Consider the following 21,841-nt stretch of genomic DNA (forward strand, 5'->3'; position numbering starts at 1 on the left):
CATTTTTTGGTGGCGGTGGTTCCCCCCACGAGGACGTCCGGAGAGAACAGAGGGGTGCAGCCCTGGCCTTCGGAGAGACCGGGGGCCTCCCCCCCGGGGGGGTGTTTTTGCCTCCCCCGGTCCCGGTGTCGTGCGGCGCTCAGGCCTCCTGCTGCGCGGCGATCTGCCTGCGCACCTCGTCCATGTCGAGGGCCTTGACCTGGGTGACCAGATCCTCCAGCGCTGCCTGCGGCAGCGCGCCCGGCTGGGAGAACACCAGGATCCCCTCCCGGAACGCCATGATCGTCGGGATTGACCGGATGTTCGCGGCCGCAGCGAGGCCCTGCTCGGCCTCGGTGTCCACCTTGGCGTGCACCACGTCCGGATGCGCCTCCGAGGATGCCTCGAAGGTGGGCGCGAACTGCTTGCAGGGGCCGCACCACGACGCCCAGAAATCGACCAGCACCACGTCGCTGCCGGTGACGATCTCGTCGAAGTTTTGCTGGGTCAGGGTCTGGGTGGCCAACTCGCATCCTCTCGCCGCCGGCCGCGGCCGGTCTCTGGTGCAGCGGGGGTCGCTGCCGTCGCGGGGTTCAACGCGCGATCAGCCCCGATTCTTCCCGACCGGTGCCTGCCGGGCCGTCGCCGCGCCGGCCGGGCGATGCTCACGCGATCCGCCACTCCCGCCTCTCCTCGCCGTCCCACCGCCGGATCCCGGCCCCCTTCCCGGAACCGTGGCCGGGCGTCAACAGGTTCACCGCCGGTCCGATCTCATCCGGGAATACCCGCCGCGCCAGCGTGATGTGCGGCGTCCAGTCACCCGGATGGCAGTGCGCGGGAATGCCGGGACACGCGTGCAGCACCCGAAAGATGCTTCGCTGCAACGCGAGCAGGCCCGCCGTGGGAATCACCAGGTACGCCAGTGTCTTTCGGTGACCGCCGAAGATCACCAGGCCGCCGATCGTCACCCGCAGATCCGGGGCGGTCAGCTGCTGCTGCAGCAGCAGATCGGTCTCCGGGTCGATGTGCCGGGCGACGGCGAGGGTCACGTGCGGCCGGTTCGTCGACCTGCGGACCACATCCTGGCTGGGGAGCGCGGCATCGGACAGCCGCCGCCACTCCCGGCGGATCGCGGTGTCGAGCTGGGCGTCGAGCAGCAGTTCCACGGACTGCACCATGCTGAGCAATGATGGTCGGGTGAACCCCTCGAGCGCAATCACAGGACAGTCGGGGAGTGCCACCGGTCCGCTCCGGCTGGGTCTGCTCGTCGGCGACGGCATCGGCCGCGAGATCGTTCCCGCGACCCGGCGGACCGTCGACACCGCCGTCGCCGCCGCGGGCGGGGCACCGGTCGAGTGGGTCGAGCTGCCGATCGGCGCCGACGCCATCGCCTCCCACGGCACCCCGATCCCGGACGAGACCCTCGACGAGCTCACCCGCCTCGACGGCTGGATACTCGGCCCCCACGACAGCGCCGCCTATCCCGAGGAGTTTCGCGGCACGCTGACGCCCGGCGGCCGCATCCGCAAACGGTTCGGCCTCTACGCGAACATTCGGCCTGCCCGCGCGTTCCCCGGCGTCCGCGCCGCCGTCCCCGGCATGGACCTGGTGATCGTCCGGGAAAACTCGGAGGGTTTCTACGCCGACCGCAACATGCACACCGGCAGCGGCGAATTCATGCCGACACCCGACGTCGCGCTGGCGGTCGCGGTGTTCACCCGGCGGGCGTGCGAACGGATCGCGCACACCGCGTGCGCGCTGGCCGCCCACCGCAGGGGGGCGGTCACGGTGGTGCACAAGGCCAACGTGCTGCCGCTGACCACCGGTCTGTTCCGGGACGTGTGTCTCGAGGTCGCCGCGCAGTACCCCGGGGTCCGGGTCGACACCGAGCATGTCGACGCGATGGCCGCGCACCTGGTCCGGAGGGGCGCCGACTTCGACGTCGTGGTGACCGAGAACATGTTCGGGGACATCCTGTCCGACCTGGCCGGGGAGCTGTCCGGGTCGCTCGGCACCGCGCCGTCGCTGAACGCCTCGGATTCGCAGGCGATGGCGCAGGCCGCGCACGGCGCGGCCCCCGACATCGCCGGACGTAACCGCGCCAACCCGACCGCGCTGATGCTGTCGGCGGCGATGCTGCTGGACTGGCTGGCGTCCCGCCGAGACGACGACGGGCTCGCCCGCGCCGCTGGCCGGATCCGCCGTGCGGTCGCCGACACCCTCGCAGCGGGGGTCGCCACCGCCGACCTGGGTGGGTTGGCGTCGACCGCCGAGTTCACCGAAACCGTCGGTGCGCGAATCCTGCGGCGGTGACCGCGCTGCCAGTACGCTGCGAAGGGTGCGGTCCTCGCGGGCAGGAGCAACCACGTCGGCGCGTCGGTTGCCGCGGCGCGCGCGGAGTTTCGGTGCGAAGGCGGCAGGCATACTGGTCGCGGTGACGCTCGCCGTCACCGGGTGTGTGCACAACACCGAGGGCCTGGTGCCGCCGGAGACCGTCCCCGTCGAGCGGGTCGACGCGATCGCATCGCAGGTGCCCGACCGGGTCCGGGACAGTGGCCGGTTGAAGGTCGGGGTGAACGTGCCGTACGCACCGAACGAGTTCAAGGACGAGAACGGCACCATCGTCGGCTTCGACGTCGACCTGATGAACGCCGTCGCCAGCGTGCTTGGCCTGCGCGCGGAGTTCAATCAGGCCGACTTCGACAAGATCATTCCCGCGGTGCAGGCAGGCACCTTCGACCTCGGCATGTCCTCGTTCACCGACACCGTCGAACGGCAGAAGACGGTCGACTTCGTCGACTACTACTCGGCGGGCATCCAGTGGGCGCAGCGCACCGGCGAACCGGTCGACCCGAACGACGCATGCGGGCTCCGGGTCGGCGTGCAGACCACCACCACCGAGGACATCACCGAGGTCCCCGCCAAGTCCGACGCCTGCGTCGCAGCCGGCCGGGAACCGATCGCGAAAATCAAGTACGACAGCCAGGACGACGTGTCCAACGCGCTGATCCTCGGCCGGATCGACGCGATGTCCGCGGACTCGCCGGTCACCGCCTACGCGATCAAACGCAGCGACGGCAGGCTCGAGAAGGCGGGCCCGCAGTTCGACTCGGCCCCCTACGGTTGGCCGGTGCCGACGGGCTCGCCGCTCGCCCCGGTCCTCGCGCAGGCGCTGCAGCACCTCATCGACACGGGCGCCTACCAGCAGATCGCCGACAACTGGGGGGTCGGAGCTGGCACGGTCACCACCGCACGAATCAACGGCGCGACCAGCTGACACGGCAGCGGCAGGAAGGCGGAGGGCGATGACGCAGCACACGGCACCGGGCGCCGGGCACGCGGACGAGCCGGAACCGATCCGGGCGATCCCGCTGCGCCGCCCCGGACGCTGGATCGCCGCCGTGGTGGTGCTGGTGCTGGTGGCCCTGTTCGTGTACGGCGCCGCCACCAACGAGGCGTTCGCCTGGGATGTGTACGGCCGCTACCTGTTCGATGCCAGAATCACCGAGGGCGCCTGGAAGACAATTCAGCTCACCGTCCTCGCGATGCTGCTCGCGGTGCTGCTCGGGGTCGTGCTTGCGGTGATGCGGCTGTCGCCGAACCCGGTGCTGCGCAGTGCCGCCTGGGTGTATCTGTGGGTTTTCCGCGGTACCCCGGTGTACGTGCAGTTGGTGTTCTGGGGTCTGATCCCGTCCATCTACAAGACCGTCCACCTCGGCGTCCCGTTCGGCCCGCAATTCGTGCAGTTCGACCTGCAGGATCTGCAGGCGGCGTTCCTGTTCGCGGTGATCGGCCTCGCACTCAACGAGGCCGCATACATGGCCGAGATCGTCCGCGCCGGAGTCGGTTCCGTGCACGAGGGGCAGATCGAGGCGTCCACCGCGCTCGGCATGTCCTGGGCGCAGACGATGCGCCGCACCGTCCTGCCACAGGCGATGCGGGTAATCATCCCGCCCACCGGCAACGAACTGATCAGCATGCTCAAGACCACCTCGCTGGTGCTGGCGGTGCCGTACACCGGCGAACTGTGGGGCCGCGCCAGGGACATCTCGGGCGCCAACTTTCAGCTGATCCCGCTGTTGCTCGTCGCCGCCACCTGGTATTTGGCGATCACCAGCATCCTGATGATCGGCCAGTACTACCTGGAGCGGCACTACTCGAAGGGGCTGTCCCGGGTCCTCACCGCCCGGCAGTTGCAGGCCCTCGCCGACGCCCAGAACACACCGGTGCCGCCCGCCGCGGCGCCCGACGGGGGAGGTCCGCCGTGACGACACCGATGGTCAAGGCCGAACAGGTGTGCAAGAGCTACGGCGCCCTGCGGGTGCTGCGCGGCATCACCCTCGAGATCGACCGCGGACAGGTGCTGTGCCTGGTCGGACCGTCCGGGTCCGGCAAGTCCACGTTCCTGCGCTGCATCAATCACCTCGAGCAGATCAGCGCGGGCCGCCTCTACGTCGACGGCGACCTGGTCGGGTACCAGGAGAAGAACGGCAAGCTCTACGAACTGCACCCCCGGGCCGCGGCCCGGCAGCGCCGCGACATCGGCATGGTGTTCCAGCACTTCAACCTGTTTCCGCACCGGACCGCCCTGGAGAACGTGATCGAGGCGCCGATGCTGGTCAAGAAGGCGCGCCGCGTCGACGCCCGGACCAGGGGGATGGACCTGCTCGACCAGGTCGGGCTCGCCGCGAAGGCAGACGCCTATCCGGCGCAACTATCCGGCGGACAGCAGCAACGCGTCGCGATCGCCCGAGCCCTGGCGATGGACCCCAAGCTGATGCTGTTCGACGAGCCGACGTCCGCCCTCGACCCGGAACTGGTCGGAGAGGTGCTCGTCGTGATGAAGAACCTCGCGAAGGAGGGCATGACCATGGTCGTGGTCACCCACGAAATGGGTTTCGCGCGGGAGGTCGCCGATCGGCTGGTGTTCATGGACGGCGGCGTCGTCGTCGAGTCCGGCGACCCCCGGCAGCTGATCACGGACCCGCAGCACGAGCGAACCAAGGCGTTCCTCTCGAAACTGCTGTAAGCACCCCGCCCCACCCCCTGACCGAATGTGGGATTCGGTCACTCTGAGTGACCGAATCCCACATTCGGTCAGGGGAGGGTAATATCGTGGTGATATCACTTCGATAGCAATGTGGGGTAGTGGAGATGGAGCATCGGGCCTATCGGCTGAACGGGTTCGTGGTGTTGCTGGTGCTGGTGGTGATCGGGGTGATCGCGGCGGGACTCGCGCTGACCGGCCCCGTCGGGGTCGCTGGCGCGGTGATCCTCGCGGCGGCGATCGTCCTGGCCGCGACCGGCTTCACCGTGATCAACCCGAACGAGGCCCGGGTCGTCCAGTTCTTCGGACGGTACGTCGGATCGGTTTCCGATGCCGGGTTCCAGTGGGTGGTCCCGCTGACCACCAAGCGTCGGATCACGCTGCGGGTCCGGAACTTCGAGACCTCCAAGCTCAAGGTCAATGACGCAGCGGGCAACCCCGTCGAGATCGCCGCGGTGGTCGTGTACAAGGTGATCGACAGCGGCAAGGCGGTCTTCGCCGTCGACGACTACGAGGAGTACGTCGCGATCCAGTCGGAGACCGCGGTGCGACACCTGGCGACCACCCACCCGTACGACTCCGACCAGTCGGCGGGCACCAGCCTGCGCGACGGCACCGAGGTCGCGGCCGAGTTGACCGCCGAGCTGAGCGACCGCACCGACCTGGCGGGCATCGACATCATCGAGGCGCGGATCACTCACCTCGCCTACGCGCCCGAGATCGCGCAGGCGATGCTGGTCCGGCAGCAGGCCGCTCAGGTGGTCGCCGCGCGAACGAAGATCGTCGAGGGTGCCGTCGGAATGGTCGGTCTCGCGCTCGATCGACTGGGGGAGCAGGGCGTCGTCGAACTCGACGAGGAGCGCAAGGCGAACATGGTGTCCAACCTGCTCGTGGTGCTGTGCGGCGACAAGGCCACCCAGCCGATCGTCAACGCGGGCACCCTGTACTCCTGAGCCCATGGCGGAGCGGAAGAAGGTGCTGTTGCGGCTCGACCCTGCCGTCTACGACGCGATGGCGAAGTGGGCCGCCGACGACCTGCGCAGCGTGAACGGGCAACTCGAGTACGCGTTGCGGCGCGCACTTGAGGCGGCGGGCCGCTCGCCCCGGTCGAAGGACCGACCGGACGCCCCGGCCGCCGAGTGAACGGATCGTTCAGTCGATCTGATCGACTGAACGCTTCCGTTCACTCGGGAGGAGTCAGGGTCACAGGTCGGGCTTGCGGCAGACGAAGATGGCGGTCCCGGGAAACAGCTGCCCGCGCAGCGGGCTCCACTGCCCCCACTCGCGGTCCAGCCACTCCGGCCAGTCCGGTTCGACGAGGTCGCGCAGTTCCAGGCCCGCGGCGACGATCTCGCGGACGCGGTCGCCGACGGTCCGGTGGTGCTCGACGTAGGTGGGGGTGCCCGCGTCGTCGACCTCGACGTACGGGGTGCGGTCGAAGTAGGGGATGGTCGCTGTCAGGCCGCCCGGTCCCGGGTCGTCGGGGAAGATCCAGCGGATCGGGTGGTTGACCGCGAAGACCCAGCGTCCACCTGGGCGCAGCACCCGCGCGACCTCGCGCATCACCAGCGCCGAGTCCGCGACGAACGGGACCGCACCGAACGCGGAGCACACGATGTCGAAACTGGCGTCGGCGAACGGCAGGGTTTCGGCGCCGGCCTGCACGAGCGGGACGCGGGGACCGCCGCGCTCCATCGCCGCCCGCCCGCGCTCGAGCATTCCGCGGGACAGATCCAGTCCCACCGCTCGCGCGCCCTGTCCGGCGAGCCAGCGCGCGCACGGCGCGGACCCGCAGCCGATCTCGAGGACGTCCCGACCGGCGACGTCGCCGAGCAGGTGCACGTCACCCTCGTGCAGGCCCTCCGGGCACCATACGAACTCACCGCCTGCCGAGTCGACGCCGAGGAACTCGCCGTGGGTGCGGTGATAGTCGGCGGCGTCGGCATCCCACCAGGCGCGGCTGGCCCGCTCGCTCTGGGCGGAATCGAGGCGGCTGCGGCCGACGCCGGTGGTGCCGAGGGTGGCGTTCGCTGCGGCGTGCCGGTCGTCGTCGGTGGCCGGGGTGACGGGGGTGTCGGGATGCTCGGTCATGGCGAGGTGCACGGTAGCGCGTCCGCTGCCTCCGTCGACACCCGGGTTTGCCCAGCTCGCGTCGGGTCGCGTACCCTGAACCCCGCGAGTGTCTGCCCGAGGCGGCTCCGGTCGTCGACGGTCGCTCGTGAGTCCGACAGAACACCATCAACCGATTCCTATCCCTCCGGAGCACTCCACCAAATGCCCTCCACCACCGTCACCTCGCCGCAGGTAGCCGTCAACGACATCGGCTCCGCCGAGGACTTCCTCGCCGCCATCGACGCCACGATCAAGTACTTCAACGATGGCGACATCGTCGAAGGCACCATCGTCAAGGTCGATCGCGACGAGGTCCTTCTCGACATCGGTTACAAGACCGAAGGCGTCATCCCTTCCCGTGAGCTCTCCATCAAGCACGACGTCGACCCCAACGAGGTCGTCTCCGTGGGCGATGAGGTCGAAGCCCTGGTCCTCACCAAGGAGGACAAGGAAGGCCGTCTGATCCTGTCGAAGAAGCGCGCTCAGTACGAGCGTGCCTGGGGCACCATCGAGGAGCTCAAGGAGAAGGACGAGGCCGTCAAGGGCACCGTCATCGAGGTCGTCAAGGGCGGCCTCATCCTCGACATCGGTCTGCGCGGCTTCCTGCCCGCGTCGCTCGTCGAGATGCGTCGCGTCCGCGACCTCCAGCCGTACGTCGGCAAGGAGATCGAGGCCAAGATCATCGAGCTCGACAAGAACCGCAACAACGTGGTCCTGTCGCGCCGCGCGTGGCTCGAGCAGACCCAGTCCGAGGTCCGCAGCGAGTTCCTGCACCAGCTGCAGAAGGGCCAGGTCCGCAAGGGCGTCGTGTCCTCGATCGTCAACTTCGGTGCCTTCGTGGACCTGGGTGGCGTCGACGGCCTCGTGCACGTCTCCGAGCTGTCCTGGAAGCACATCGACCACCCGTCCGAGGTCGTCGAGGTCGGCAACGAGGTCACCGTCGAGGTTCTCGACGTCGACCTGGACCGCGAGCGTGTCTCCCTGTCGCTGAAGGCGACGCAGGAGGACCCGTGGCGTCAGTTTGCCCGCACCCACGCGATCGGCCAGATCGTGCCGGGCAAGGTCACCAAGCTGGTTCCGTTCGGCGCGTTCGTCCGCGTCGAGGAGGGCATCGAGGGCCTCGTCCACATCTCCGAGCTGGCCGAGCGCCACGTCGAGGTCCCGGACCAGGTTGTCGCGGTCGGCGACGACGCGATGGTCAAGGTCATCGACATCGACCTGGAGCGTCGTCGGATCTCGCTGTCGCTCAAGCAGGCGAACGAGGACTACAACGCCGAGTTCGACCCGTCGAAGTACGGCATGGCCGACAGCTACGACGAGCAGGGCAACTACATCTTCCCCGAGGGCTTCGATCCCGAGACCAACGAGTGGCTCGAGGGCTTCGACAAGCAGCGCGAGGAGTGGGAGTCCCGGTACGCCGAGGCCGAGCGTCGCCACAAGATGCACACCGCTCAGATGGAGAAGATGGCTGCCGACGAGGCTGCCGAGGCCGCGGCCGGTGCGTCGGGTGCCAACTACTCCTCCGAGTCCGGCGCCACCGAGGGCCAGTCCGCTGGTTCCGCGGAGGCGGGTGGCTCCCTGGCCAGCGATGCTCAGCTCGCTGCCCTGCGTGAGAAGCTTTCCGGCAACGCATAGTTCCGTCACCCGCTAGCCGGGTGGTAGACCTCGACGGCCCCGGTCCTGACACAGGACCGGGGCCGTCGGCGTTTGGTTCGGGAGGCCACCGCCTGCCGTAACAACGAGTCGACCCCACCCGGAATCCCGGGTGGGGTCGATTCGTTCGAGTGGGTGCGGGTGGTCAGCCCGCGACGGCGGCGCTGGACGACCAGGCCGTCTGCATGTCGGCGGTCCGCTTCCGGATCGTGGCGAAACTGTGGCGGGCGGGACTGATCATCTGGGTGAACCACCCGCGCCGGTGTTCCTGCAGGGCCAGCGCCACCTCGGGGATCAGGATGCAGTGCACCCCGTCGACCATGCCAAGACGGTGCCGACCAGCCTGGGAAGAAGTGCTGCGCATGGTGTTCCTTCATCTCGAAGTGTGTGGCCTGGCACGTCGCACTCGAAGATAGTCGACTCCGGTGTGAACCCGGGCCATTTGGCGCGGATGTGCTTCAGGCGTGTTTGGTGACAGACTGGGGGCGTGCTACGTATCGGCCTCACAGGAGGCATTGGAGCTGGAAAGTCCACCGTGTCACGGATCCTCGGCGATCTCGGGGCCGTCGTCGTTGACGCCGACCTGATTGCGCGTGAAGTCGTGGAACCGGGAACCGCCGGACTCGACGCCCTTGTGCGGGAATTCGGTCCGGAGATTCTGCTGCCCGACGGGCGGCTCGACCGACCCGCCCTGGCGGCCAAGGCGTTCGGTGACGAGACGGCCCGCGGTCGACTCAACGGCATTCTACATCCTCTGATCGGGGCGCGGACCGCCGAGTTGGTGGATGCGGCACCGTCGGATTCGGTGGTGTTGCAGGACATCCCGTTGCTCGTCGAGGGTGGGATGGGTGCGATGTTCCATCTCGTCGTGGTCGTCCACGTCGACGCGGAGGAACGAGTGCGCCGCCTCGTCGACCTTCGGGGAATGTCGGAGGGCGATGCGCGAGCACGGATCTCGTCCCAGGCGACCGACGAGCAGCGCCGCGCTGTCGCCGACGTGTGGCTGGACAACAGCGGACCTGCAGGTGCACTGGATCCTGCGGTGAAGGCGCTGTGGGAGCGGCTGCAGCGGTACGCGGAGAACATCGCGAATTCCGTTGTGGTGCGGGTTCCCCCGGTACTGACCCCGGCGAATCCGGACTGGGCGGAACAGGGTCGAAGGCTGGCGGGCCGGCTGCGCTTCGTGTGCGGTGCCGACGCGATGCGCGTCGATCACGTCGGGTCGACCGCGGTGCCCGGCCTCGCCGCCAAGGACGTGATCGACCTTCAGGTGACGGTGCGCAGCCTCGCCGATGCGGATGCCCTCGCGGACCGCCTGACGCAGGCCGGGTTTCCGCGCGTGGATGCCGTCACCGCGGACGATCCGAAGCCCGCATACGGCATCGGGGGAGAAGCCGATCCGTCGTTGTGGGACAAGCGATTCCATGCATCGGCGGATCCCGGTCGGCCGGCGAACGTGCACGTGCGTGTCGACGGGTGGCCGGGGCAGCGCTTCGCCATGGTGTTCCGGGATTGGCTGTGCGCGGACGGGGACGTCCGCGCGGAGTACCTGGAAGTCAAGCGGCGCGCCGCGGAGATCGCGGCGGGGGAGTCGGATGTCACCCAGGCGACCGACCGGTACGTCGAGGCGAAGACGCCCTGGTTCGACGCTGCCCACCGGCGGGCACTGGAGTGGGCGGACCGAACCGAGTGGACGCCGGGGCAGGGGTAAGCGGACGCCGCCTGCCTGGCTGCCGGGTCACCGCCAGCTGACCGGCATGCCTTCCGAGGCCAGCCAGGCGTCGAGGTCGTGGCCGTGCGAGGCGATGCCGTCCACCGCCCGGGTGGCGGTCGCGATCGCCCGCTCGGCAGTCCCGGCGTCGAGGAATCCGGTGGTGTGCGCGGCGAGAAGTTCGTCGACGTCGAGGAGCTCGGTGTCCCGGCCGGTCCGCACCACCAGATCGAGGTAGTGGTCCTCGGACCGCCATACCGGGTCGCCGCGGGTGTAGTCGCCGATGTCGACGTACCGATCCTGATCGCGGGCGTGGTACGGGTGGTAGTGGAAGATCGTCGCCCGCAGTCCGGCGTCCGGCAGCAGCCACGACTCCAGGTAATGGAAGTGCGGATGGTCGGAGTGGCGGGCCATGTACAGCCCCCACGCCTCGACCCGGTAGTGCTCCACGGTCCTGACGAACCCCTTCGGATCGGTGTTGGTGAGGTCGGCCAGGTTGAAGGCCTCCACCTTCGGGGCGTGCACGTCCATGGCAGGAACCTACCGCGTCGCCCGCCCGGTCCCGGCCGGCCCGGCGCGCGGCGCGGTGTTCCTGTCGGACCCGGCGCCTACCCTGGACACCATGGCGTTTGCATCCGAGCATCCCGTGGTCGCGCACTCCGAGTTCCGGCCGGTGGGGGCGATCGAACGATCCGACGGCCGGTTCGAGGTGGTCAGCGAGCACCGACCCGCGGGTGACCAGCCGCAGGCGATCGCGGAGCTGACCCGGCGGCTCGGCGAGGGGGAGAAGGACGTCGTCCTGATGGGCGCGACCGGCACCGGCAAGTCCGCGACCACCGCCTGGCTGATCGAGCAGGTGCAGCGGCCGACGTTGGTGATGGCGCCGAACAAGACCCTCGCCGCGCAGCTCGCCAACGAGCTGCGGGAGATGCTGCCGAACAACGCCGTCGAGTACTTCGTCTCGTACTACGACTATTACCAGCCGGAGGCGTACATCGCGCAGACGGATACGTACATCGAAAAGGACTCCTCGATCAACGACGACGTCGAGCGGCTGCGGCACTCGGCGACGTCGAGCCTGCTCTCGCGCCGGGACGTGGTCGTCGTCGCGTCGGTGTCCTGCATCTACGGTCTCGGCACCCCGCAGTCGTACCTGGACCGCTCGATCCACCTCGACGTCGGGGTGGAGGTGCCGCGGGACGCGTTGCTGCGCCTGCTGGTGGACGTCCAGTACAACCGCAACGACGTCGCGTTCACCCGCGGCTCGTTCCGGGTCCGCGGCGACACCGTCGAGATCATCCCGTCCTACGAGGAACTCGCGGTGCGGATCGAGTTTTTCGGTGACGAGGTCGAGGCGCTGTACTACCTGCACCCGCTGACCGGCGACGTGGTGCGCCAGGTCGAGTCGGTGCGGATCTTCCCGGCCACCCACTACGTCGCGGGCCCGGAGCGGATGGAACGCGCGGTCCGCGACATCGAGGTCGAGCTCGAGGAACGCCTCGCCGACCTGGAGAACCGCGGCAAGCTCCTCGAGGCGCAACGGTTGCGGATGCGCACCAACTACGACATCGAGATGATCAAGCAGGTCGGGTTCTGCTCCGGCATCGAGAACTACTCGCGGCACATCGACGGTCGCGCCGCCGGAACGGCACCCGCGACGCTGATCGACTACTTCCCGGAGGACTTCCTACTCGTCATCGACGAGTCGCACGTGACGGTCCCGCAGATCGGCGCGATGTACGAGGGCGACATGTCCCGCAAACGTAACCTGGTCGAGTACGGGTTCCGGTTGCCGTCGGCCACCGACAACCGGCCGCTCACCTGGGAGGAATTCACCCAACGGATCGGGCAGACGGTGTACCTGTCCGCCACGCCGGGGGCGTACGAGCTCGGGCAGGCGGGCGGCGAATTCGTCGAGCAGGTGATCCGGCCGACCGGCCTGGTGGATCCGGAGGTGGTGGTCAAGCCGACGAAGGGGCAGATCGACGACCTGGTGCACGAGATCCGTGAGCGGGCCGAACGGGACGAGCGGGTCCTGGTCACCACCCTGACCAAGAAGATGTCCGAGGACCTCACCGACTATCTCCTCGAGCTCGGAATTCGGGTGCGATACCTGCACTCCGACATCGACACCCTGCGCCGGGTGGAATTGCTGCGGCAGCTGCGGCTCGGCGAGTACGACGTCCTGGTCGGGATCAACCTGCTCCGGGAGGGCCTCGACCTGCCGGAGGTGTCCCTCGTCGCGATCCTCGACGCCGACAAGGAAGGCTTCCTGCGCAGCACCACCAGCCTGATCCAGACGATCGGCCGTGCCGCCCGCAACGTGTCCGGTCAGGTGCACATGTACGCGGACAAGATCACCGACTCGATGGCGCGCGCGATTGAGGAGACCGAGCGCCGCCGCGAGAAGCAGGTCGCCTACAACACCGAGATGGGGGTGGACCCGCAGCCGCTGCGGAAGAAGATCGCCGACATCCTCGACCAGGTGTACGAGGAGGCCGACGACACCGACATCGAGATCGGCGGCTCCGGTCGCAACGCCAGCCGCGGACGGCGGGCGCAGGGCGAGGCGGGTCGCGCCGTCAGCGCGGGCGTGTACGAGGGCAGGGACGTCAAGTCGATGCCGCGCGCCGAACTCGCCGACCTGGTCAAGGAGCTGACCGATCAGATGATGAACGCCGCCCGCGACCTGCAGTTCGAGCTGGCGGGCAGGCTCCGGGACGAGATTGCGGACCTCAAGAAGGAGCTGCGCGGAATGGACGCCGCCGGACTGAAGTAGCGCCGGAGATCCGCCCGGTCGGACACACCCAGTGTGGCTTCGCCCGCAATTCCCCCGCGCGGCAGGACCGTCCGACTAGGGTTGCGGCCAGCAGCCGGGTGTCAGGCGCGGTTTCGCGTGGCGACCGGCGATGACCAATGCGCCACCGGGAGCGGTGGGGCGTGTGACAACCGGAGGAATGAATGACTGCCTACCGCACCATCGTCGTGGGGACCGATGGCTCGGATTCGTCGCTGAAGGCGGTGGACAAGGCCGCAGCGCTGGCAGGCGACGCCGACGCCAAGCTCGTCATCGCCTGCGCCTACTACCCGGCGGATCCGAAGGACATCGAGGCCGCGCAGGACACGCTGCGCGAGGACGCCTACCAGATCACCGGTTCCGCGCCGACGGACGAGATTCTGCGGTCCGCCCGGGAACGGGCGCACGCCGCAGGCGCGGCCAACATCGTCGAGCGCGCCATCGTCGGCGCCCCGGTCGATTCGCTGCTCGCGCTGATCGACGAACTCGACGCGGACCTGCTCGTGGTCGGCAATCGGGGCCTGAACACGCTGACCGGCCGCCTGCTCGGTTCCGTCCCGTCGGATGCGGCGCGCAAGTCCACCTGCGATGTCCTGATCGTGCACACCGTGCGCTGAGCCTCTCCCGAGGTTCCCTAATGTCACATCGGGTCACGTGACGACCCTCGATGTGACATTAGGGAACCGGGTGCGTGGGTGTCACTGCACCGCAACAAGTTTCGACAGCGACTCGGGCAGGTCCCGGGTGTGCACCACCCCGAGGCGCTGCGTCGCTCTCGTCACGGCGACGTACAGGTCGTTCAGCCCGCGCGGTGACGACCCGACGATGGTGTCCGGTTCGACAATGAGCACCGCGTCGAATTCGAGACCCTTCGCCTCCCGCACCGACAGCACACTGACCGAATCCGAACGCAGGTCGGTGAACTCGTCGACGGCGTCCTCGCCGGTGATCACCGCGACCAGCCCCGGACCGGTCTCGGCGGCAACCCGCCTGCGCACCTCGTCGCCGACCTTCCCGGCCGGAACCCGATGCGCCCAGGGCCGATTCCCGGAGTCCCGCACCGATCGGGGCACCGACTGCGCCGGGTCGATCGCCGCGAGCACGTCCTGCGCGACCGCCATGATCTCCGACGGCGTCCGATAGTTCACGGTCAGCTCGGTCAATTTCCACCGATTGGCGACATACGGTTCGAGTGCGGCGCGCCAGGACGAGCTGCCCGCCGGATCGCCGGTCTGTGCGGTGTCGCCGACCAGCGTCATCCACCGATTCGGGATGCGCCGCATCAGCATTCGCCACGCCATCGCCGAGAGTTCCTGCGCCTCATCGACGATGACATGCCCGAACGTCCAGGTCCGGTCCGTCGCGGCCCGTTCCGCGGCCGTGCGCTGCTGCCGCATCTCGTGCCGCTGCGCGAGCTGCCCGGCGTCGACCAGGTCGTAGGCCATCAGGATCTCGGGGTCGAGGTCGTCCTCCAGATCCTGCGGCGCGGAGCCGGTGAGGATGTCGAGTGCACCCTGCGCGTCGGCGATCCGGGCCCGCCACTGCCTGGCGGCGCGGTCGCGTTCGGCGGCGTCGTCGACACCGAGCAGTTCGGCCAGCTCGTCGAGCAGGGGAGCGTCCGCGGCGCTGAATCCGGTGTGCCGGTTCCGCAGCAGCACCGCGCGCCGGCCCGCGGTCAGCTCGGCGGCTGCGGAATCGAGCCGGTCCTCGGACTGCAGCAGGTCGGTCAGCACCTGCTGCGGTGTCAGCGTCGGCCACAGCTCGTCGATCGCCGCGATCAGGTCGGGGTCCTGCCGCATCTCGTCGCGGATGTCGGCGACGTCGTCCCTGCTGAGCAGGTTCGCGCCGCCGAGCACGTCGCCGCCGACCTTGGCCGCGAACTGGTCGGCGAGGGCCTCGATCACCGACGACACGAAGATCGGCCGGGCCAGGTTGTGCGGTCGGCGCGAGGACCGGGCGCGTCCCCGCGCCCGAGTCGCCACCCTGCGGTCGAGGGTCACCGAGTAGCCGTCGAACGGAATGGTGATGGGGGAGCGGGGCACCAGCTGGCGGTCCCGCACCGCCTGCCGGAGCACCGTCACCATCTCCAGCGACCCCTTCACCTCCCCGGCCTCCAACGAATCCCGGCGGGTGGCGGTGACTCCCGGATACAGGTCGCCGACCGTGGACAGCAGCACCCCGGTCTCGCCCAACGACGGCAGCACCTGGCCGATGTAGTCGAGGAAGGTGGCGTTCGGGCCGACGATCAGCACCCCGGACTTCGCCAGCTGCGTGCGGTAGGTGTAGAGCAGGTACGCCGCCCGGTGTAGCGCAACCGCGGTCTTGCCGGTGCCGGGGCCGCCCTGCACGACCATCACCGACTTGTGCCCCGACCGGATGATCGCGTCCTGCTCCGACTGGATCGTCTCGACGATGTCGCTCATGTGGCCGGTGCGGGCCGCGTTCAACGCGGTCAGCAGCGCGCTCTCGCCGGCAACCCCGCCGTCGTCGCCGATCACCCCGGCCCGCTGCGCGGCGGCGAGGTCGAGGTACTCGTCGCCGAGGCCGGTGACGCGGCGACTGCGGGTCCGGATGTGCCTGCGCCGCGTCACCCCTTCCGGGGACGCCGTGGTGGCCAGGTAGAACGGGCGCGCGAGCGGGGCCCGCCAATCCAGTAGCAGCGTCTCGTAGTCGTTGCCCTCGTCGAGGATCCCGACCCGCCCGATGTAGCGGTGCGTGTCACCGTCGGCCAGTTCGGGGTGGAGGTCGATGCGGCCGAAGCACAGGCCGTTCTCCGCGGCGTCGTACTTCGCGATGTCCTCGGTGTACATCTGGGTGAACGATTCCCGCTCGCTGCGGGCCTGGGGGGTGCCCCCGGTCTGCAGCAGGACCGCCGACAGTCGGGACTTGGCGTACGTGCGCAGTCCGTCGAGGCGGTCGTACAGCATGGTCACGTACTGCTGTTCGTGATCCTGGTCGGCGTGGACCTGGTCGGGCAAGTCGTTCTCCTCGGGCGCGATCGCGGTGCAAAAGTGCCCAGCGAGTCTAGGGTGTCGCCGCACCAGCAGCAACGCCCGGCGGGGATGCGCCAAAGCGCCACCGGGTCTGGCTGAACGGGCCGCGGGTGAAGCCGAAGACGGTGACCGGGGCGACCCGGAAGACCAGTGCCGGGCCTCCGCCCCCGCGGAAGCCTCCGGCCGCGACCTCGAACCGCCACTGCGGCCCATACTTGGTCACGTAGGCGTCGGCCAGGCCCCGCAGCACGGCCTCGTCGTGGACGGGTTCGGCGGTGCCCTCGAGGACGATGTCGAAGCCCTCGGCGTAGACGTTGGATCCGGTGGTCAGGGCCACCGCGGGATTGCCCCGCAGGTTGATCGCCTTGCGTTCGTCGGGGCCGGTGCAGAAGTGCAGCGCCTCGGCCGACCAGACCCCGATCAGCGGCGTCACGTGGGGTCTTCCGGTGCGGTGCACGGTCGTGAGCCAGTACATCTCGGCGTCGACCAGTCCCTGGCGGGCCCACTCCCAGCCCACCGGGACCGACCCGGGTTCGCTGTACCGCGAATCGAGGTCGGTGATCGGGTCTGCCGTCGGATCTGACATCGCATGCCCCTCTCTCGGCGGGGCCACGGCGGGTCGTGACGTGGCCCGGTCAGCTCACCAGCCGCGCTCCTGCCACTCGGCGAGGAACGGGCGTTCGGCGCCGAGCGTGGTGTCCCGCCCGTGCCCGGGATAGACGACGGTGTCGTCGGGGAACCGTTCGAACAGCTTCGTGGTCACGTCGCGGTACAGAGAGTCGAACTGCTCGGCGCCCGCGGTCTTGCCGACGCCGCCAGGGAACAGCGAGTCGCCGGTGAACAGGTGCACCTGCCCGGACGCCGGGTCGGTGAGCGCCAGCGCGATCGAGCCGTCGGTGTGACCGGCGAGGTGGATCACCTCGAGTGCCAGCCTGCCGACCTCGACCAGGTCGCCGTCGGTGACGGTCCGGGCCGGGGTCACCGGCAGGGCAGGCGCGTCCAGCGGGTGGGCGATCGTGGGCGCGCCGGTGGCGGCGGCCACGTCGGCGAGGGCGAGCCAGTGGTCCGGGTGCTGATGCGTGGTGACGATCGACCCGAGGTGCGGGGCGGCGGTGGCGAGCAGGCCCGCGATCCGGTCGGCCTCGTTCGCGGCGTCGATCAGCAGCGATTCCCCGGTCCCCGCATCCACCACCAGGTAGGCATTGTTGTCCATCGGGCCGACCGACATCTTCGTGATCGTGGCATCCGCGATCGTGCGGCGCTGGGGGTCGCCGCCCTGCGCCAGCACCCCGGTGTAGTGGTCGTCGATGCGCATCTGCTGCCGGTCCATGAACGGAGGCTACCGTCGCCCCGTCCCCGGTGCGCAGTGGGCGTGAGGCTCGTGCCCAAACCGTGTCGGACCGTCGGCCTACCATGTGGACGGCCGAGAACTCCGGACCGGTGCGCCGAACGGCGCCGGCGGCGGCCGTGCCGAACGGCGCCGGGAGCGGCGTGGGAAAGGATCGAGTGTGGCGGACCGCCTGATCGTGCGAGGGGCGCGTGAGCACAACCTGCGGGGGATCGACATTGACCTGCCGCGGGACAGCCTGATCGTCTTCACCGGCCTGTCGGGGTCGGGCAAATCGTCGCTGGCGTTCGACACCATCTTCGCGGAGGGCCAGCGTCGCTACGTGGAGTCGTTGTCCGCGTACGCGCGGCAGTTCCTCGGGCAGATGGACAAGCCGGACGTGGACTTCATCGAGGGCCTGTCCCCGGCCGTGTCGATCGACCAGAAGTCGACGAACCGCAACCCCCGGTCGACGGTCGGGACCATCACCGAGGTGTACGACTACCTCCGCCTGCTGTACGCCCGCGCAGGCACGCCGCACTGCCCGGTCTGCGGGGAGCGGATCGCGAAGCAGACCCCGCAGCAGATCGTGGACCAGGTGCTCGCGATGGAGGAGGGGACCCGGTTCCAGGTCCTCGCGCCGGTGGTCCGGACCCGCAAGGGCGAGTTCGTCGACCTGTTCGAGCAGCTGAACACCCAGGGCTACGCGCGGGTCCGGATCGACGGGGTCGTGCACCAGCTGACCGACCCGCCGAAGCTGAAGAAGCAGGAGAAGCACGACATCGAGGTGGTCGTGGACCGGCTCGCGGTCAAGGCGAGTTCGAAGCAGCGGCTGACCGATTCGATCGAGACCGCCCTCCGGCTCGCCGACGGCATCGTCGTGCTCGACTTCGTGGACCGCGACGAGGGCGCCCCCGACCGGGAGCGGCGCTTCTCCGAGAACCTCGCCTGCCCGAACGGGCATCCGCTCGCGATCGACGACCTGGAACCGCGCTCGTTCTCCTTCAATTCGCCGTACGGCGCCTGCCCCGAATGCACGGGCCTCGGCATCCGGAAGGAGGTCGATCCGGACCTGGTGGTGCCGGACCCGGAGCTGAGCCTCGCCGAGGGGGCGATCGCACCGTGGTCGATGGGGCAGACGTCCGAGTACTTCGGCAGGCTGCTGTCCGGGCTCGCCGATGTGATGGGCTTCGACATCGACACGCCGTGGAAGGAGTTGCCGGCGAAGGCCCGCAAGGCGGTCCTCGAGGGCAGCGAACACCAGGTGCACGTCAAGTACAAGAACCGGTACGGACGCACCCGGTCCTACTACGCCGAGTTCGAGGGCGTGATGCCGTTCCTGCACCGCCGCCTCGAGCAGACCGAGTCCGAGCAGATGAAGGAACGCTACGACGGGTACATGCGGGACGTGCCGTGCCCGGCCTGCAACGGCACCCGACTCCGCCCGGAGATCCTGTCGGTCACCATCGAGGCGGGCGACCACGGCCGGATGTCGATCGCCGAGGTCGCGGACCTGTCGATCGCCGACTGCTCCCGGTTCCTGAACACGCTCACCCTCGGCGCCCGCGAGGAGGCCATTGCCGGGCAGGTGCTCAAGGAGGTGCAGGCGCGGCTCGGCTTCCTGCTCGACGTCGGGCTGGAGTACCTGTCGCTGTCCCGGGCGGCGGGCACGCTCTCCGGCGGTGAGGCGCAGCGGATCCGGCTCGCGACGCAGATCGGGTCGGGGCTCGTCGGCGTCCTCTACGTGCTCGACGAACCGTCGATCGGACTGCATCAGCGGGACAATCGGCGGCTGATCGAGACCCTGACCCGCCTCCGCGACCTCGGCAACACGCTGATCGTTGTGGAACACGACGAGGACACCATCCGCACCTCCGACTGGGTCGTCGACATCGGCCCCCTTGCCGGCGAGCACGGCGGCCGCGTCGTGCACAGCGGCACCTACGCGGACCTGCTCACCTGCGAGGAGTCCCTGACCGGCGCGTACCTGTCCGGCCGGTCCTCGATCGAGGTGCCCGCGGCCCGCCGGCCGACGGACAAGAAGCGGCAGGTCACCGTCGTCGGCGCGAAGGAACACAATCTGCGCGGCATCGACGTCGCCTTCCCGCTCGGCGTGCTGACCTCGGTGACCGGGGTGTCCGGGTCCGGCAAGTCGACGCTCGTCAACGACATCCTCGCCACCGTGATGGCGAACAAGCTCAACGGCGCGCGGCAGGTGCCAGGCCGGCACACCCGGGTCAACGGGCTCGACCAGCTCGACAAGCTGGTGCAGGTCGACCAGTCGCCGATCGGGCGCACCCCGCGGTCCAACGCGGCCACCTACACCGGGGTGTTCGACAAGATCCGCACCCTGTTCGCGCAGACCACCGAGGCGAAGGTCCGCGGCTATCAGCCGGGCCGGTTCTCATTCAACGTCAAGGGCGGGCGCTGCGAGGCGTGCTCCGGTGACGGGACGCTGAAGATCGAGATGAACTTCCTTCCCGACGTGTACGTGCCCTGCGAGGTGTGCCACGGCGCCCGGTACAACCGCGAGACGCTTGAGGTGCACTACAAGGGCAAGACGATCGCCGAGGTCCTGGACATGTCGATCGAGGAGGCGGCCGAGTTCTTCGAACCGATCACCTCGATCCACCGATACCTGGAAACCCTCGTCCGGGTCGGCCTCGGATACGTGCGGCTCGGCCAGCCTGCCCCGACGCTGTCCGGCGGCGAGGCGCAGCGCGTCAAGCTGGCCGCGGAGCTGCAGAAGCGGTCCACCGGGCGCACCGTGTACATCCTCGACGAGCCGACCACGGGCCTGCACTTCGAGGACATCCGCAAGCTGCTCGGCGTCGTCAACGGTCTGGTGGACAAGGGCAATACCGTCATCGTCATCGAGCACAACCTGGACGTGATCAAGACATCGGACTGGATCGTCGACATGGGTCCCGAGGGCGGCTCGGGCGGCGGCACGGTCGTTGCGCAGGGCACCCCCGAGGAGATCGCCGCGGTTTCGGGCAGCTACACCGGGCGATTCCTGCGGGAGGTGCTCGCCGCGGCTCCAGTGGCGGCCCCCGCACCGGCGAAGCGGAAGCGGGCGCCGCGGAAGGCGGCGGCGAAGGTGTGAACGCGCGAGGGCCGGACCGGCGATGCCGGTCCGGCCCTTACGCGGTGGTCGGTACCGATTACACGGTGCCCGTGCCCGTGCCCGTTCCGGTGCCGGGAAGCGCGGCACCGCCGGACGAGCCCGCGATCAGCGAGTTGATGATGGACGCGATGGATCCGAAGACGCTGTCGATGTCGCCGGGATTGGGCATGTGGTGTCTCCTTGCATGGTGATGTACTGACCCGACCCGGGCGCGCAGGCGCAGGGCCGGCTGGTTGCCGGAATCGGCCAGTTGCCACGTCCCCGCTCGGCCTGCAGGTGTACCGACCGCGGCGTCGGCGATGATCCCCCGATCACAGTGAACCAACGCGGGCCCGGTCCTCGCGGTGCGTCGCGGAAACCGGGCTCGTGTGGTGCCGTCCACTGCATTCGCGGATCTTTGTACACGAGGCAGTCGGGCGACCGTCCAGGTTTTCGGCGAAACCGATCCGTGATCGAAGCGTGATCTACATCACATACGTGGAGGTGTCAGTAGACCGGGCCGGTGTACTTCTCGCCGGGGCCCTTGCCTGGCTCGTCGGGGTGCGCCGACGCCTCGCGGAACGCGCGCTGCAGGGCCTGCAGGCCCTCGCGGATCGGGCCCGCGTGCGGACCCAGATACTCGACGGAGGCGGTGACCAGGCCAGCGAGGGCGGTGATGACGCGCCGCGCCTCGTCCAGGTCGACGTTTGCGCTGTCGGTGTGATCGTCCGAGGACAGTCCCAGCTTCTCGGCTGCCGAGCTCATCAGCATCACGGCCGCGCGACTGATCACCTCGACTGCGGGGACCTCCGCCAGTTCGCGGACCTCGTAGCCGTCTTCCCCCGTGTGCGATGCGTCTGTCATGGCTGTTAGACTTCCATACACGACCGCCCCTGACGACGTTGGGGGCAGCAAGTGGAGTCCGACTCCCACCGCTGATCCGTTCGAGTGTTTCCGCAGGTCGGAAGCGTCACAGGGCAGTGGTTCCGGTCCCTGGGGTACCGCATCCGATGATTCGGATCGGCGACCTCGGGTCCCCGCCACGCGGGGGTGCGGTGCACGCAGGTGCAGCGCATCGACCGGTCGACATCGGACCCCGCCTGGAATGATCCAGCC

The 21,841-nt window shown here is 69.1% G+C and carries 21 protein-coding genes; 11 read left to right on the forward strand and 10 right to left on the reverse strand.

Annotated elements, in window-relative coordinates; genetic code table 11:
• Nucleotides 1-139: 139 nt before the first annotated feature.
• Both trxA and ACWF62_RS19455 read right to left on the reverse strand, forming a co-directional pair.
• Nucleotides 140-505 (reverse strand): thioredoxin, encoded by a 366-nt coding sequence (gene trxA, locus ACWF62_RS19450; RefSeq protein ID WP_378507799.1) that lies wholly within the window; start codon nt 503-505, stop codon nt 140-142.
• 139 nt (nt 506-644) lie between these two features.
• Nucleotides 645-1,157: a 2'-5' RNA ligase family protein gene (locus tag ACWF62_RS19455; RefSeq protein ID WP_378507798.1), complete on the reverse strand. Its 513-nt coding sequence runs from the start codon at nt 1,155-1,157 to the stop codon at nt 645-647.
• On the opposite strand from ACWF62_RS19455, the gene ACWF62_RS19460 reads away from it, so the two are divergent.
• The 6 genes from ACWF62_RS19460 (at nt 1,156) to ACWF62_RS19485 (ending at nt 6,169) form a co-directional block, all read left to right on the forward strand.
• Nucleotides 1,156-2,292 (forward strand): isocitrate/isopropylmalate dehydrogenase family protein, encoded by a 1,137-nt coding sequence (locus ACWF62_RS19460; protein WP_452631061.1) that lies wholly within the window; start codon nt 1,156-1,158, stop codon nt 2,290-2,292. The two genes, ACWF62_RS19455 and ACWF62_RS19460, sit on opposite strands and share 2 nt — an antisense overlap.
• Nucleotides 2,293-2,359: 67 nt before the next feature.
• Nucleotides 2,360-3,256, forward strand: coding sequence for an ABC transporter substrate-binding protein (locus ACWF62_RS19465; protein WP_452631084.1), 897 nt, complete (start codon nt 2,360-2,362; stop codon nt 3,254-3,256).
• A gap of 28 nt (nt 3,257-3,284) precedes the next feature.
• The gene (locus ACWF62_RS19470; RefSeq protein ID WP_452631063.1) at nt 3,285-4,247 is read left to right on the forward strand and encodes an amino acid ABC transporter permease; all 963 of its coding nucleotides are present in this window, start codon (nt 3,285-3,287) and stop codon (nt 4,245-4,247) included.
• Between the two features lie 8 nt (nt 4,248-4,255).
• On the forward strand, nt 4,256-5,008 hold the full coding sequence (locus ACWF62_RS19475) for an amino acid ABC transporter ATP-binding protein (protein ID WP_378507946.1): 753 nt from the start codon (nt 4,256-4,258) through the stop codon (nt 5,006-5,008).
• A gap of 125 nt (nt 5,009-5,133) precedes the next feature.
• A complete protein-coding gene (locus ACWF62_RS19480) occupies nt 5,134-5,979 on the forward strand; it encodes an SPFH domain-containing protein (protein ID WP_378507945.1) in 846 nt (281 codons plus the stop codon).
• A 4-nt stretch (nt 5,980-5,983) separates the two neighbouring features.
• The gene (locus tag ACWF62_RS19485; RefSeq protein ID WP_452631065.1) at nt 5,984-6,169 is read left to right on the forward strand and encodes a hypothetical protein; all 186 of its coding nucleotides are present in this window, start codon (nt 5,984-5,986) and stop codon (nt 6,167-6,169) included.
• 60 nt (nt 6,170-6,229) lie between these two features.
• Here ACWF62_RS19485 and ACWF62_RS19490 read toward each other — a convergent pair whose 3' ends face one another.
• Nucleotides 6,230-7,117, reverse strand: a complete 888-nt coding sequence (locus ACWF62_RS19490; RefSeq protein WP_452631067.1) for a class I SAM-dependent methyltransferase — start codon at nt 7,115-7,117, stop codon at nt 6,230-6,232.
• Between the two features lie 183 nt (nt 7,118-7,300).
• Between ACWF62_RS19490 and rpsA the strand changes: the two genes are divergently transcribed.
• Nucleotides 7,301-8,773, forward strand: a complete 1,473-nt coding sequence (rpsA, locus tag ACWF62_RS19495; protein WP_378507793.1) for a 30S ribosomal protein S1 — start codon at nt 7,301-7,303, stop codon at nt 8,771-8,773.
• A gap of 163 nt (nt 8,774-8,936) precedes the next feature.
• Here the strand turns inward: rpsA and ACWF62_RS19500 are convergent, their stop codons facing one another.
• On the reverse strand, nt 8,937-9,155 hold the full coding sequence (locus ACWF62_RS19500; RefSeq protein WP_452631069.1) for a hypothetical protein: 219 nt from the start codon (nt 9,153-9,155) through the stop codon (nt 8,937-8,939).
• Nucleotides 9,156-9,278: 123 nt separating this feature from the next.
• Between ACWF62_RS19500 and coaE the strand changes: the two genes are divergently transcribed.
• On the forward strand, nt 9,279-10,502 hold the full coding sequence (gene coaE, locus ACWF62_RS19505; protein ID WP_452631071.1) for a dephospho-CoA kinase: 1,224 nt from the start codon (nt 9,279-9,281) through the stop codon (nt 10,500-10,502).
• A gap of 27 nt (nt 10,503-10,529) precedes the next feature.
• Here coaE and ACWF62_RS19510 read toward each other — a convergent pair whose 3' ends face one another.
• A complete protein-coding gene (locus ACWF62_RS19510; protein ID WP_378507790.1) occupies nt 10,530-11,033 on the reverse strand; it encodes a DUF402 domain-containing protein in 504 nt (167 codons plus the stop codon).
• 91 nt (nt 11,034-11,124) lie between these two features.
• Here ACWF62_RS19510 and uvrB point away from each other — a divergent pair, with 91 nt between their 5' ends.
• Entirely contained in the window at nt 11,125-13,281 is a 2,157-nt protein-coding gene (gene uvrB / locus ACWF62_RS19515; protein ID WP_378507789.1) for an excinuclease ABC subunit UvrB, read from the forward strand.
• Nucleotides 13,282-13,463: 182 nt separating this feature from the next.
• Nucleotides 13,464-13,916 (forward strand): universal stress protein, encoded by a 453-nt coding sequence (locus ACWF62_RS19520; RefSeq protein WP_378507788.1) that lies wholly within the window; start codon nt 13,464-13,466, stop codon nt 13,914-13,916.
• A gap of 81 nt (nt 13,917-13,997) precedes the next feature.
• On the opposite strand, the gene ACWF62_RS19525 is transcribed toward ACWF62_RS19520, so the two are convergent.
• The 3 genes from ACWF62_RS19525 to ACWF62_RS19535 are packed head-to-tail and all read right to left on the reverse strand — an operon-like array spanning nt 13,998 to nt 17,622.
• On the reverse strand, nt 13,998-16,277 hold the full coding sequence (locus ACWF62_RS19525) for a HelD family protein (RefSeq protein ID WP_452631073.1): 2,280 nt from the start codon (nt 16,275-16,277) through the stop codon (nt 13,998-14,000).
• A gap of 46 nt (nt 16,278-16,323) precedes the next feature.
• Nucleotides 16,324-16,878: a pyridoxamine 5'-phosphate oxidase family protein gene (locus ACWF62_RS19530; protein ID WP_378507786.1), complete on the reverse strand. Its 555-nt coding sequence runs from the start codon at nt 16,876-16,878 to the stop codon at nt 16,324-16,326.
• Nucleotides 16,879-16,932: 54 nt separating this feature from the next.
• Nucleotides 16,933-17,622: an MBL fold metallo-hydrolase gene (locus tag ACWF62_RS19535; RefSeq protein WP_378507785.1), complete on the reverse strand. Its 690-nt coding sequence runs from the start codon at nt 17,620-17,622 to the stop codon at nt 16,933-16,935.
• A 178-nt stretch (nt 17,623-17,800) separates the two neighbouring features.
• On the opposite strand from ACWF62_RS19535, the gene uvrA reads away from it, so the two are divergent.
• Nucleotides 17,801-20,725 carry an excinuclease ABC subunit UvrA gene (gene uvrA, locus ACWF62_RS19540; RefSeq protein WP_452631076.1) on the forward strand — a complete coding sequence of 975 codons (2,925 nt, stop codon included), beginning with the start codon at nt 17,801-17,803 and terminating at the stop codon, nt 20,723-20,725.
• Nucleotides 20,726-20,783: 58 nt separating this feature from the next.
• Here the strand turns inward: uvrA and ACWF62_RS19545 are convergent, their stop codons facing one another.
• Entirely contained in the window at nt 20,784-20,915 is a 132-nt protein-coding gene (locus tag ACWF62_RS19545) for a hypothetical protein (RefSeq protein ID WP_378570202.1), read from the reverse strand.
• Between the two features lie 317 nt (nt 20,916-21,232).
• Nucleotides 21,233-21,589: a DUF1844 domain-containing protein gene (locus tag ACWF62_RS19550; RefSeq protein ID WP_378507782.1), complete on the reverse strand. Its 357-nt coding sequence runs from the start codon at nt 21,587-21,589 to the stop codon at nt 21,233-21,235.
• Nucleotides 21,590-21,841 lie beyond the last annotated feature (252 nt).

It is taken from the genome of Rhodococcus sp. NPDC054953, from assembly GCF_053609225.1.

What these genes read in the sequence shown, in the direction of transcription:
- ACWF62_RS19460 (WP_452631061.1), top strand. Translation starts at nt 1,156, where the DNA reads ATGCTGAGCAATGATGGTCGGGTGAACCCCTCGAGCGCAATCACAGGA.
- ACWF62_RS19455 (WP_378507798.1), bottom strand. Translation starts at nt 1,157, where the DNA reads ATGGTGCAGTCCGTGGAACTGCTGCTCGACGCCCAGCTCGACACCGCG.
- ACWF62_RS19470 (WP_452631063.1), top strand. Translation starts at nt 3,285, where the DNA reads ATGACGCAGCACACGGCACCGGGCGCCGGGCACGCGGACGAGCCGGAA.
- ACWF62_RS19475 (WP_378507946.1), top strand. Translation starts at nt 4,256, where the DNA reads ATGGTCAAGGCCGAACAGGTGTGCAAGAGCTACGGCGCCCTGCGGGTG.
- ACWF62_RS19480 (WP_378507945.1), top strand. Translation starts at nt 5,134, where the DNA reads ATGGAGCATCGGGCCTATCGGCTGAACGGGTTCGTGGTGTTGCTGGTG.
- ACWF62_RS19485 (WP_452631065.1), top strand. Translation starts at nt 5,984, where the DNA reads ATGGCGGAGCGGAAGAAGGTGCTGTTGCGGCTCGACCCTGCCGTCTAC.
- ACWF62_RS19490 (WP_452631067.1), bottom strand. Translation starts at nt 7,117, where the DNA reads ATGACCGAGCATCCCGACACCCCCGTCACCCCGGCCACCGACGACGAC.
- rpsA (WP_378507793.1), top strand. Translation starts at nt 7,301, where the DNA reads ATGCCCTCCACCACCGTCACCTCGCCGCAGGTAGCCGTCAACGACATC.
- ACWF62_RS19500 (WP_452631069.1), bottom strand. Translation starts at nt 9,155, where the DNA reads ATGCGCAGCACTTCTTCCCAGGCTGGTCGGCACCGTCTTGGCATGGTC.
- ACWF62_RS19510 (WP_378507790.1), bottom strand. Translation starts at nt 11,033, where the DNA reads ATGGACGTGCACGCCCCGAAGGTGGAGGCCTTCAACCTGGCCGACCTC.
- uvrB (WP_378507789.1), top strand. Translation starts at nt 11,125, where the DNA reads ATGGCGTTTGCATCCGAGCATCCCGTGGTCGCGCACTCCGAGTTCCGG.
- ACWF62_RS19520 (WP_378507788.1), top strand. Translation starts at nt 13,464, where the DNA reads ATGACTGCCTACCGCACCATCGTCGTGGGGACCGATGGCTCGGATTCG.
- ACWF62_RS19530 (WP_378507786.1), bottom strand. Translation starts at nt 16,878, where the DNA reads ATGTCAGATCCGACGGCAGACCCGATCACCGACCTCGATTCGCGGTAC.
- ACWF62_RS19535 (WP_378507785.1), bottom strand. Translation starts at nt 17,622, where the DNA reads ATGGACCGGCAGCAGATGCGCATCGACGACCACTACACCGGGGTGCTG.
- ACWF62_RS19545 (WP_378570202.1), bottom strand. Translation starts at nt 20,915, where the DNA reads ATGCCCAATCCCGGCGACATCGACAGCGTCTTCGGATCCATCGCGTCC.
- ACWF62_RS19550 (WP_378507782.1), bottom strand. Translation starts at nt 21,589, where the DNA reads ATGACAGACGCATCGCACACGGGGGAAGACGGCTACGAGGTCCGCGAA.